Below are 12,492 nucleotides of genomic sequence, written 5' to 3' on the forward strand. Positions count from 1 at the left end.
GGTTCTTTGCTATTGTCATTTTTTCCCCACCAAAAAAGCGACCCCCTGCCCGAAAGCAAGGGGTCGCTCGATCACAATGGCAACATCAATTAAGGGAGGAACCATGTATTGAGGAGATTTTTAGGGCTCAAATTTAGGTCATAAATTTTCCTTATCTTACCAGAATCATACGTCGCGTGGCGTGAAAATCCCCGCTCTGTAATTTGTAATAATAAATGCCGCTCGGCAGAGTTCTGCTGAAATCATCTGTCCCGTTCCAGCGGGCGGAAAAATATCCCGGCGAAAGCGCGCCTTCAAACAGCGTTTTTACTTTTTGCCCGAGCATATTGTACACATCCAGCGTCGCTTTTTCTGAATGGGGAACTTCAAAATAGAGAACCGTTTCCTGATTGAACGGATTCGGGTAATTCTGGGTCAGCCGAAAATCTCTCGGCGCGCTGATTTTGACATTGATCGCCGGACTGAAATTTGCTCTTCCGTCAAAATCAATCTGGCGCAGTCTGTACTGATAATTGCCCACGGGCAAATTGTTGTCCGAAAACTGATAAAATTGGGGCTCGCTCGTCGTGCCAAATCCTTTGACAAAGCCGATTTTCACAAATGCGCCATCTTTGCTGCGTTCGACGTCAAAACCGTAATTTTCCGTCTCGGAAACCGTGGACCAGGACAGCCGCACTTCGTTTTTATTCACTTGAAAATCAAAAGTCGCTAATTCCACAGCAGTGGGATCAGAGACATAAGCGCCGGAAGCGGTACAGGCATACCCGCCAAACTGCACATCGTCAGTAACGTCATCGTAAGCGATAAAAAAGTACCCGTTTTCTCCCCAGGAGCTACCCCAACTATTTTTGGCCTTAAAACAACTTTCATTGTCGTCATACCCCACAACAAGAACCGCGTGTCCTCTGTCGGAAGGAATCGCTCCGCCTTCGTAATCGTAAACTCCGCCGCTGTAATTGTCAAAAGTCCCATCAGCCGGAACCAGCATGCTCACGCAAACCGGGCCTGTTTGCAGCAAAGATTTCAGATCGTTCACCGTATTCGCCGTGGGAACTCCCCAGTGGCCGTAATAATCGTAATTTGTCAGTTGGATCAGAAAATCGGGATTATCGCATGAATTAGCACAGCTCCCGTTTGACGCCTGATAGGGGTAACAACTTTCGGGAGGTAGACCTGTATCATGAACATATTTCAGGGCATCCCCGTACCAGCCTCCGCCGCAATCGCCGACAGCGCAGGAAACGAGTTCTTGTTCCGAAAGATCCTGCTGTCCACTCAAATTTTCCACAAGCGCCACCGCAACAAACGCCCAGCACGAGCCGCACGATGACTGGTTTTTCACCTGGCTGTCCTGACTGCTCCAGTCCACTGTCAAAGGAAATGTATTTGGCAAAAATGAACGCACTTGCGGCTCTCGCTCATTCCAGTAGGCGGCGACTTCCTGCGGAATTTTCAGTCCGAATTTTCTTTCACTCTGTGCGTTCATCTTATTTGCAATCACCATTATTAAAAAAATCAAAATGAGTTGAAGTGGTTTATTCGTCCTCATCCCTCACCCGTCTTTTCTGAATCAAAGCAATTTTCCGCTTGTGCCACTCTTTAGGCAACTACTGTGCCTGAATTTTTCAAAATAATTTAGTCTTTAAGGAAAAGTCAGAAAAAAATTTCCTATTTTTACAATTTGTCATATCATCAGAAATATTAATAAGTTGCAACAAGTATTCATTTTTTAATATTAAACTTGATTTTGTAATCTCATTTATCTATATTATAATTAAATTTTAATACGTTGCAATTTGAAAATTTCGGATTTCAATTTGCAAAGCCAGTCAGCCACAATTTCAGAAAGAAAACTGCCGCTAATGAGTAAGAAAAATTCAAAATCAGGCTGCTGTTTGGGGAAAATTTTTTTTGTAATAATTATCCTTTTCATTCTTTATTGGAAATTTCCCCAGAGCTTTCGCAGCGTCGTGCATTTCATCGCTGATCTGTCAATTTTTCAGGACACGACAACCGGAGAAATTAGCTGGCAGAAATTAGGGACAGGCATTGAAATCGCAGAGGCAAAAACGAAGAGCGAATTGAGTCACCTGACAATTTCCGTGTTCATGATTCGCATCGATCCGGCGAGATTTTCCGTCAGAGTCCATCTGGACAGAAATTTGACAACTGCGGCAGCGGCAGCCCGAGCCACTAACGCTATCGGGACAATCAACGGCAGTTTTTTCGATCCGCAGGGAAGGCCGCTGGGTCTCATCATCCAGCGAGGCCGCGTAATTCAATCCATGCCCAAAAGTGGCATGAGATACTCTGGCGTTTTTTTCATGCTGGGAAATAAGCCTTACATCGTTCATCGCTCGCAATTTCAGAATATTGGTATTGACGAAGCGCTCCAATCCATGCCGCGACTGATTTCCGGTTACACCCCTATTCCGGATATTGACGACCAAAAAATCAAGCGCCGTTCCGGCATTGCTATTGATCGCCGCAATCGGATTATTTTCGCCGTGACCGATACTCATCTGAGCGGATTGACGCTGCGAGATTTTCAGAAATTCTTATCAAATCCGAATCTGCGGATAAAATCTGCGCTCAATCTGGATGGCGGCAGGTCCTCGCAGCTCTTTTTCAATTACGGGAATTATGAAAAATCGATCAGCGGTCTGTCCGCGGCGCCCGTGTTTGTCAGTTTTTTCCAAAATAAATAAGGACGCCATAATGACAAATTACAAGAAATTCATTCTTTTTTTCATGATTCTCCAATTGGGATTGCCAAAGCTTTGGCCGCAAACTTCCGTTTCAAAAACGGGAACGATGCGCTACATTTCCCTGCCATTGCTGATCGTTGTCCATTCCAACTCAGCCGGCAAAATAATTTCTGACAAAGAAATCTCAAAAATCAAAAATAGCGTCGCGCTCGTTCGCAATTTCATCTGGCGCAATTCCCGTTGTCGATTTAATTTGCTGCTGTCGTATTTGACAATCGACGCGACAAAATCCGTCACTTTTTTTTCCACCGACGGCCTGCCTGAAAAAAATAAACTCGAGGCGGAGTTAATTGCGCACGGCATGAGTGAAAATCAGTTTGGCATCATCGCCGTGGTTTACAAGCCCCCATTTGGTGGGAAAGATGTCGGCGGAATGAAAATTTTTCAGCGCACCGGGTACGCTATTGTTCGCTTCCCCAGCGCTGAAAATGTCATTTATCCGGCTGAAACAGACAGCATTGACGGCGGCTTTGTTTACTCATTTTTGCGCGCGATTCAGGGAACCGTTCGTTTCTGCTATTTGCAAAGCAAAGTGAATTCTTTCCCTGCCAGCGGTTCCCCAGAAATTCTTTCCGAAAACACCGGCGCCTATTTCAGCGAACAGGCGGAAATCTGGCGCAGCTTTTCCGATTATTTTTCCCTTGACCCATTTTACGGAAAAATAAGAACGACCCGCGACGAAGACGGCGATGGCTTTCCGGATCACGACACCAGGGTTCCTGTTGACGAATTTCATTTTGGCAGCGACACGCTGAAAAAAGACAGCGACGCTGACGGACTGGATGATCGCGCCGAATTTGCCGCGGGAATTTACCGCTCCAGTCAGCCGACCATCGCAGACACGGATCATGACGGCATTATTGACGGATCCGACGCACTGCCTTTGCACGCCATTCACACCGAAATCCCTTTTTTCACTCCCCAACTCGAAAACACCTGGGTCAGTTGGTTTCAAATCACCAATCAACTGGATTTTTCGCCGCTGGACTTTTTCGTCGACATTCCGCTTCAAACGAAAATTTTCATCAATTGGGACGAACAGTTTCTCTATTTCGGTTGCGAGATGAACATCCCGGCGCGGCTGCATCTGGATTTGGATCTGGCAAATGACGGCTGGCAGCGCGGAAAGGACAATTATCAATTGGTTGCAGATCCCTTCGCTAATAGATTTATCGAAATCCACGCGCTGGACGCATCCGCGCAAGTTCGCGAATCAGTAAACAGTCCGGCGCTCTGGGACGACGATCCGGAATACGTTACCCGTTTCGGAAAAATTTTGGACGAATCAGACATCCAACTCGTCACTGAATCTCAGGACGAAAATTACATCATAAAAATCAAAATTCCCAATAACCCGAAAGCAGATTTTCAATTGAGCAAGAATAAAAAAATCGGCATCAGAATTTGGTTTGACGCGCCCGAATTGGCAGCCAACGACGCGCGGGCTTCCGTGTTTGAATTGTACCGATTTTTCACAATAACACTGAAATAAAAAATTAATGAAAAAACTGAAAAATAAAAGCCACTGGTTGCATATCTGGCAGGAACTGACAACAGGCGATAAAATTCTGGTTATTTTCCTCGTTTTTGCTTCGCTCGCCAGCATGGCATTGTTGCGCGCAGGACAGGAAACGGGTTCCGCTGTCGAAATCAAAATAAAAAACGCGCCGTACGCCACTTTGCCGCTGAACCAAGACACCACCTTCACAGTGACCGGCGCCATCGGCGAGACGCAAATTGCCATCGCCGGTAGTCGCGTTCGCGTGCTGAAATCTGACTGCCGGCAAAAAATCTGCGTCAAAACCGGCTGGGTCAGCCGCAGCGGCGAACTTATCGTATGCGTCCCCAATCAGGTCGTCATTTCCGTCATTGGCAAAAAAAAGGAAGATTATCTGAATGTTATCACTCAATAGCGCCGCTTCCGCAACACAGAATGCACGATTCACAAAAATTGCCCTGTTTATCGGCGTGGGACTCATTTTGTTCGTTTTCGAAGCGCTCATCCCGCGTCCGCTGCCCTGGATGAAATTAGGGTTTGCCCACGTCGCCACGCTGCTTGCGCTTTATTTGCTGGATTCCAGAGCAGCGATCATCGTTGTGGTTGGCAGAATATTTTTAGGCTCAATTTTGCTCGGGTCTTTTTTCAATCCCACTTTTATCTTGAGTTTCGCCGGTGGTTTAGGGGCAACCTTGGTGATGATTTGTGCCAAAAATAAATTTAGCGGGACATTCAGCATTTTCGGCGTGAGCATTTTGGGCGCGGTCACCCATAATCTGACGCAACTCATCGTCGCCAATTGGCTCATCATCAACAAAAAAGAGGTTTTCTATCTCATTCCAGTGATGACGCTGACGGCCATCGTCACCGGTATGATTGTGGCATTTGTCAGCCGGCTTTTAATCAATCGCTTTGACAACTTTCCTGCCCTAAATTCTTCCCATGACGCAAAATAGCGGTCTATTTTGTGTCTCACTAACGGTAAATTTAAAAATAATCCAAATTAAATCTAAAAATTCAATTTGTACTTGCTTTTTATTCAGAATTTATTTACCATAATACTTGAGATGAACGTGCTTTTTCGCTGGCATTTCGGAAAAATCGAATAGAAAAGAAGTAATTTTTTCACCATAAACAATTGGGGAAAATATGTTAAGATTTGAAGACGCTCAGGCATTGGGAGATTTACTTGTCGCCGAAATTATTAAAACCGACGTGATTACTGTGCCGCCTTCTACTCCCATGTTAGAAATCGTTCGCATCTTTCGCGATCACAACTTCGAAGGATTACCCGTTGTGGAAGATAATGAATTGAAAGGCATAGCCTTCCGCCGCGAGTTGCTCAATTTTTATCTCGTTCCTTCGCGCGATCTTGAAGAAGCCAACACGCGAAAATTGTTCCAACTGGTTTCTCTGATGGACGTCAACAGACCCGTGAGCGGGTTCATGGAAACAGAGCCGCTCACAGTCACGCCGAACACAAAAATTTCCCGCGTCGCGCAAATGATGCTGGAATACAATCTGTTCACAATTCCCGTGGTGAATCGAAAACGGAACTTCTGGCACCGGGAAAAACGATTTTTTGTGGGGATAATTACTTTAACTGACATGATGCCGCTACTTTACGAAGCGATTTGCTGCAAATAACGGAGACTGTATGGACTCACGCATCGAAGAAATTTTTTTAGCGTTGACATTATTTTTGCTTTTTGCCAAATTATTCGGAGAACTCATGCTCCGGCTCAAACAACCCGCGCTTTTGGGCGAGCTTTTGGCGGGAATAATTTTTGGTCCCTATTTGTTGGGAAAATTATTTTTTGAAACATCTCTATTTTCCGGCGAAACTTTCAACTCCTTTTACGAAATCGGCGCCGCCTTTTTCTTTTTCGTCATCGGCTACAGCGAAATCGACATTCTTCAACTTAAACGAATCGCTCGCGATTCCATTATCGCTTCCATTCCCAATGTTCTCCTTTCCTTTATAGTCGGCTTTATCATTGGAGTTTTCTGGGGATATTCAACGTTAGCCAGCTTGTTCATCGGATTAGCTCTGTCGCTCACCGCCATCGGCGTCAGCGCGCGCACGCTGATGGATTTGGGGCGACTTCACACCGACTACGGCATGCTCATTCTGGGCGAGGCAATTATCGACGCCTTACGCAGCTTACTCATGCTGTCTTTTCTGATTTTATTCATTCAGCCGGAAACGGCGTTCTCTTTCGGGACTGCACTCGTGCTTATTGGAAAATTTATCGCTTTTTTCGTCGGCGCCCTGCTTTTCTACCTGCTGCTATTGGATCCAATAGCTCGACTACTGAGACAATTTCTCATTGACGAGGCAAAATTTGGCATTATGATGGCGATTGTGCTCTTTTTCTCTTTTGCGGCGCAAAAATTAGGCTTGCACATGATCATCGGCTCCTTTGTTGCCGGCATTATTTTAGCGTTGGAAGCCGAATTTAAAACGAAAGACATTGAATACAAAATCTACGGCTTCTCGTACGGTTTTTTCATTCCCCTATTTTTTGCCATTTTGGGCGCCCGCGTCAATTTCGGCGCTCTCGTCGAAGGCGGGTTGCTGGCTGTTGTCATCATCGTCGCGGCAATCGGCGTGAAATTCATCGGCGGCTACCTCGGCGGTCTGCTCATCGGATTTTCTTCACGGAAGTCCTGGGTCGTCGGCAGCGGATTGGTGCCGCGTACCGGCGTGGAGTTAGTGGTCGTCGCCGTTGCGCTGGACGCAGGATTGATCGACAACAAAATGTTTGCCTCCATCGTGGCAATGGTAGCGATTACCGTTTTTGTCACGCCTTTTCTTTTGAAATTTTACATCGACCGATACGAAAAATTTTCAGCAAAAGCGGAGAAAAAGAAATGAAAACATATCTCATTCCATTAGTGCCAGGTCCCACGAGCGTCCCGGCAGAAGTATTGACAGCGTATCAGACAAACTACGGTTCGTCTGATCTGGAACCGGAATTTTATGAATTGTATCAGGATACGCAGCGCAAATTTCAAAAAATAATGGGTACAAAAAACACGATCGTGATGATGAACGGCGAAGCCATGTTGGCGCTGTGGGCGGCGCTGAAATCGGCGCTCATTCCCGGCGACAAAGTCGTGTCTATTGCCAATGGCGTTTTCGGCCACGGCATCGCTGACATGGCGCGTTCCCGCGGCTGCGAGGTGGAAGTCGTCGCTGCCGAGTACAACGCCGCCATCGATCTGGAACAGGTGGAAAATGCAATCAAAAATTTTCGACCAAAAATTGTGACAATGGTCCACTGCGAGACGCCCTCCGGCATCATCAATCCGGTCAAAGAAGTGGGAAAACTGGTGAAAAAATACAGCGTCCCGCTTTTTTACGTGGATGCGGTTTCCAGTGTTGGCGGCGCTGAAGTAAAAGTGGACGACTGGGGCATCGATCTATGCCTGGTGGGTTCGCAAAAATGTCTCGGCACACCGCCTGAAGTGGGAATACTCTCAGTGAGTAAAAGAAGCTGGAAAATCATTGATTACATCGATTACAAGGGCTACGATTCACTGGTGCCGTGGAAAAATGCGGTTCAAAATCAGTGGTTTCCCTACACGCTGTCCTGGCATTCCATCGCTGCCGTGAATCGCACCTGTCAATTAATTTTAGACGAAGGCCTGGAAAATGTAATTCTGCGCCACGAAGAAATCGCCCGTTATTGCCGGCAGCGCATCACTGAGATGGGGCTGTCCCTTTTCCCCGAAGACGAATCGATTTGTTCACCCACCGTTACCGCAGTGAAAGTCCCGGAAAACTTGACCTGGAATTATTTGAACAAAAGACTGCGGGCGCGCGGCATGGCTGTCGGCGGTTCTTTGGGAAAATTGGCGAATCGCGTTTTTCGCATCGGACACATGGGCTATCAGGCAGACATGGACATTGTCGAGCATGGCATGGACATTCTGGAATACATCATGTTGTCGAGCCGCGTGTAATCAAACTTTTTTTTGAAGACAAAACATTTTATTTGAAGAAAAATCAGAGGAAAATATGAAACGCCATCCAACTATTCTCAAAAAAGAAAAAACCGGGCTGTTAATCATTGATATTCAGGAAAAAATTAGTGCGGTGATGAAATACCAGGATTCGGTGATTGAAAATACCGTGAAATTAGTCAAAGGATTTCAGGTTTTGCAATTGCCAATTTTCATTACGGAACAATATCGCAAAGGTTTGGGACCTACCGCAGCGCCGATCTTGGAAGCGTTGCAGCCCGAAAAAATTGAGGAAAAATTGACTTTTAGCTGCTGCACCCTGCCGAACTTTGGAGATCAATTAAAAAATCGCGGTGTCGAGCAAGTGGTAATTTGCGGCATTGAAGCCCACGTGTGCGTGGCGCAAACAGCGCTGGATCTGCTCGCCAATGACTTCCAGGTTTATTTGGCTGCCGATGCTGTTTCTTCGCGCAAAAAGATTGACCACAAAATGGCACTTGAGCGACTGCGCCAGCAGGGAGCCATCGTCACCACCGCCGAAGCTGTTTTATTCGAGCTGCTTGTGGAATCCCGAACGCCGGAATTTAAAGAAATTTCAAAAATTGTGAAATAATCAGGCAATCAAAACATGAATCGCCGACCTCTGTCCTTTTTGATTTTAGCGCTGTCGTTGATTTTTTGCTTTTTCTTTTCTTGTAATAAATTTTTTCCGCAACCTGAATCCGAGAGCTACCGGGACATTTCCGCGGACCGCGTCTGAGTCGGGCTTGATTTTTGGGCAAATCGGCGGCAAAACACGATATTGCATTTTCTTCAAAACATCAATTGTAACGTTGTAAAAAAAGCCAGGCAAATCGCACAGCCTGGCTTTAAATTTATCATCAATATTTGCTTTCCGCTATTTACCTGGGGGAGTATCCTTCTCCGATCCGATCTCTTCGGTATTCTTTTTCTGCTTGCTGCTAAAAGTTAAATGGTCGCCTTTTTTAGTCACTTGAATTTGGCTGCCGTCGGTAAAATTGCCCTTCAAAATTTCCTCAGCGATGGGATCTTCTACGAATTTTTGAATTGTTCGCTTGAGCGGTCTGGCACCAAAACTTGCGTCAAAACCTTTTTCAGCGACAAATTCTTTCGCCGATTTCGTCAGGGTAATTTTTATCTCCCGATCTTCCACTTTCTTCAACATATCTTCGAGCACCAGATCGACAATTTTTACCACATCGCCGATGGCCAACTGTCGGAACACAACGACTTCATCCAACCGATTGAGGAATTCAGGATTGAATAACCGTTTCATTTCACTGACGATGCGATTTTTCATGGCATCATAATCATTTTCCTCGCTGTGTTTGGAAAAACCAATATCGCCGCCCTGAATAATCTGGCGTGCGCCAATATTTGACGTCAAAATTAAAATTGTATTTTTAAAATCAACCCGTCGTCCCAGACCGTCGGTCACATGGCCTTCGTCCAAAATTTGCAGCAAAATATTGAACACATCGGGATGCGCTTTTTCGATTTCATCAAATAATACTACCGAATAAGGATGGCGACGCACTTTTTCCGTTAATTGTCCGCCTTCTTCGTAACCCACGTATCCCGGAGGCGCGCCGATCAAACGGGATACGGAAAATTTCTCCATATATTCCGACATGTCGATTCGAATCAGCGCTTCCTCGTCTTCGAACAAATAGGTCGCCAATTCCTTGGTGAGTTGTGTTTTCCCAACGCCGCTGGGACCCAGAAAAATAAACGAACCGATGGGTTTGTCAGGGTCTTTTAATCCGGCGCGCGTTCGCTGAATCGCTTTGGACAATTTTGAAATCGCTTCGTCCTGTCCAATAATTCGTTTTTTGAGTTCCTGCTCCATTTTGAGTAGCTTTTCGGATTCCGACTGAGCCAGTTTTCTCACGGGAATCCCGGTCATCATCGAAACGACCTCTGCCACATCCTGCTCCCTGACAATAGAAATTTGTTGCGAGTCATTTTCCTGCCAGCGCCGTTTTGCCAGTTCCAATTGCCGCAACAATTTTCGCTCGCGATCTCTAAAAATAGCCGCCTTTTCAAACTCCTGAGCGCGAATGACCATATCCTTTTGCTCGCGAATGTGCTTGACTCTCTCTTCTAATTCCACAATCTCGTCAGGCACAATAATATTTGCCAGATGCACCATGGCGCCGGTTTCATCCAAAACGTCAATGGCCTTGTCCGGCATGTATTTATCCGTAATGTAACGATCCGACAATTTGACTGCCGCTTCGATGGCGGCATCTTCATATTGTACTTTATGGTGCGCTTCGTACCTATCTTTTAAGCCGTTCAAAATTCCTAACGTCTCACCCAAAGAAGGCGGATCCACCATAATTTTCTGAAATCGTCTTTCCAACGCGCCGTCTTTTTCAATGTACATCCGGTACTCATCCAGCGTCGTCGCGCCGATACATTGAATTTCCCCGCGCGAAAGCGCCGGTTTGAACATATTCGACGCATCCAGCGAACCTGAAGCTCCGCCGGCGCCCACGATCGTGTGCAACTCGTCAATGAACAAAATCACGTCCTTCACGCGAACCAGTTCGTTCATAATTGCTTTCATGCGTTCTTCGAATTGGCCGCGGTATTTGGTTCCGGCGACAATTGCGCCCAGGTCCAGTGTGATCACTCTTTTGTCATGCAGCACGCGCGGCACCTGTTTCGAAATGATACGCAGCGCCAGGCCTTCCACGATAGCGGTTTTGCCAACGCCTGGCTCGCCGATGAGCACGGGATTATTTTTCTTGCGCCGACTCAAAATTTGCGCCACGCGGCGAATTTCATCATCCCTGCCGATAATGGGATCCAACTCTCCCTTTTGCGCCAGGTCAGTCAAATCCACGCCAAAATGATCCAGCGCCGGCGTTTTTGAGCGACGAGTTCCCGGCTCCTTGACTGTGGGCGTCCCCTGCATAATATTTTCCACTTCCTGCCTGATCAAATCATAATTAATGTCAAACGACAACAGTACTTGAGCCGCTACGCCTTCCTGCTCTTTCACCAGAGCAAGTAAAAGATGCTCGGTGCCAGCGACTTCTGATTTAAAACTGTCGGCTTCCATGTACGCCATTTTCAATATTTTTTCCGCTCGCTTGGTCAACGGAATGTCTCCGATCGTGGCAGTGTCGCCAGTGGTGCGAATGGCGTCTTCCACGGCCTTTTTCAATTCGTCCAGATCGACCGCCAGATTGGTTAAAATATCAATTGCCATCCCCTCGCCTTCTTTGAGCAATCCTAATAGCAAATGCTCTGTCCCAATATAGTCATGCCCCAGGCGCAGCGCTTCTTCTCTTGATAATTGTATCACAACTTGAACACGACTGGAAAAATTCTTTTTCATCTAATGCCTGCTCCTTCTCACGAATAAAATAGATTAAAAATAAGTACGGTCAAAATTATATTATAACATACAAAAATTAGACCAATATTTCAATGACTTTTTTAAAAAAATTGGTTCTTTTTCAATAAATTTTTGTAAACGAAGGCTAAATCGGCAAAAAATCACACGATTAACAAGTCATCTCGATCTCTGGACTGCTTGTGAATTTGCCGAATCTGTCCATCGTACAATTCAATGATCCGATCCGCTTGTCTCGCCAAATCCAAATTATGGGTGACAATCACCATTGTTTGATTTTTTTCTCTGTTCAATTGCCAGAACAACTCATGCAATGCCTGAGCGGATTGCAAATCCAGATTTCCCGATGGCTCGTCAGCAAGCAGCAGCCGCGGCGAATTAACCAGAGCGCGGGCCACGGCAACACGCTGCTGCTCTCCGCCGGACAATTCATTCGGCCTGTGATCCAACCGATCTCCGAGTCCCACTTCCGTCAATAAATGAAAAGCGCGTTCCTGCAATTTTTCTTTGGACGTACCAGCGATCATGCCCGGCAACATCACATTTTCCATGGCGGAAAACTCCGGCAGCAAATGGTGAAACTGAAACACAAACCCCACCATTTGATTCCTGTATTCCGCTAATTTTTTGTCGTTGTATTGAAACACATCTTCATTTTCAATGTACACTCTGCCTTTTGTCGGTCGATCCAAAACGCCCAAAATGTGGAGTAGAGTGCTCTTGCCAACGCCGGAGGGACCTGTAATAGCAACGATTTCTCCGTTATAAATTTCAACATCAATACCCTTCAGCACTTTGACCACGGCGCTGTTCAAATAATAGTCTTTGAAAAGACTTTCTGTAATCAAAATCGTCTTTTGCTTATTCAT

At 46.0% G+C, this 12,492-nt stretch carries 11 protein-coding genes; 8 read left to right on the forward strand and 3 right to left on the reverse strand.

The window, feature by feature from the left end:
• Positions 1-151: 151 nt before the first annotated feature.
• Positions 152-1,486: a T9SS type A sorting domain-containing protein gene (locus GXO74_13060; GenBank protein ID NOZ62593.1), complete on the reverse strand. Its 1,335-nt coding sequence runs from the start codon at positions 1,484-1,486 to the stop codon at positions 152-154.
• 409 nt (positions 1,487-1,895) lie between these two features.
• Here GXO74_13060 and GXO74_13065 point away from each other — a divergent pair, with 409 nt between their 5' ends.
• From GXO74_13065 to GXO74_13100, 8 genes are all read left to right on the forward strand, one after another.
• Entirely contained in the window at positions 1,896-2,708 is an 813-nt protein-coding gene (locus tag GXO74_13065) for a phosphodiester glycosidase family protein (GenBank protein ID NOZ62594.1), read from the forward strand.
• A 10-nt stretch (positions 2,709-2,718) separates the two neighbouring features.
• On the forward strand, positions 2,719-4,260 hold the full coding sequence (locus GXO74_13070; GenBank protein NOZ62595.1) for a hypothetical protein: 1,542 nt from the start codon (positions 2,719-2,721) through the stop codon (positions 4,258-4,260).
• Between the two features lie 7 nt (positions 4,261-4,267).
• Complete coding sequence (locus GXO74_13075) at positions 4,268-4,681, forward strand: NusG domain II-containing protein (protein NOZ62596.1); 414 nt, start codon at positions 4,268-4,270, stop codon at positions 4,679-4,681.
• Positions 4,665-5,222, forward strand: a complete 558-nt coding sequence (locus tag GXO74_13080) for a Gx transporter family protein (GenBank protein ID NOZ62597.1) — start codon at positions 4,665-4,667, stop codon at positions 5,220-5,222. The genes GXO74_13075 and GXO74_13080 overlap by 17 nt, the downstream gene beginning before the upstream one ends.
• A 193-nt stretch (positions 5,223-5,415) precedes the next feature.
• Positions 5,416-5,913 (forward strand): CBS domain-containing protein, encoded by a 498-nt coding sequence (locus GXO74_13085; protein ID NOZ62598.1) that lies wholly within the window; start codon positions 5,416-5,418, stop codon positions 5,911-5,913.
• Between the two features lie 10 nt (positions 5,914-5,923).
• On the forward strand, positions 5,924-7,144 hold the full coding sequence (locus tag GXO74_13090) for a cation:proton antiporter (protein NOZ62599.1): 1,221 nt from the start codon (positions 5,924-5,926) through the stop codon (positions 7,142-7,144).
• A complete protein-coding gene (locus tag GXO74_13095; GenBank protein NOZ62600.1) occupies positions 7,141-8,235 on the forward strand; it encodes an alanine--glyoxylate aminotransferase family protein in 1,095 nt (364 codons plus the stop codon). The genes GXO74_13090 and GXO74_13095 overlap by 4 nt, the downstream gene beginning before the upstream one ends.
• 55 nt (positions 8,236-8,290) lie before the next feature.
• Positions 8,291-8,848 (forward strand): hydrolase, encoded by a 558-nt coding sequence (locus GXO74_13100; GenBank protein ID NOZ62601.1) that lies wholly within the window; start codon positions 8,291-8,293, stop codon positions 8,846-8,848.
• Between the two features lie 285 nt (positions 8,849-9,133).
• Here GXO74_13100 and GXO74_13105 read toward each other — a convergent pair whose 3' ends face one another.
• Together GXO74_13105 and GXO74_13110 are read right to left on the reverse strand one after the other, a co-directional pair.
• A complete protein-coding gene (locus GXO74_13105) occupies positions 9,134-11,605 on the reverse strand; it encodes an ATP-dependent Clp protease ATP-binding subunit (GenBank protein NOZ62602.1) in 2,472 nt (823 codons plus the stop codon).
• Positions 11,606-11,766: 161 nt separating this feature from the next.
• On the reverse strand, positions 11,767-12,492 hold the full coding sequence (locus GXO74_13110; protein NOZ62603.1) for an ABC transporter ATP-binding protein: 726 nt from the start codon (positions 12,490-12,492) through the stop codon (positions 11,767-11,769).

It is taken from the genome of Calditrichota bacterium (assembly GCA_013152715.1).
In the GTDB taxonomy this organism is placed as follows: domain Bacteria; phylum Zhuqueibacterota; class Zhuqueibacteria; order Thermofontimicrobiales; family Thermofontimicrobiaceae; genus 4484-87.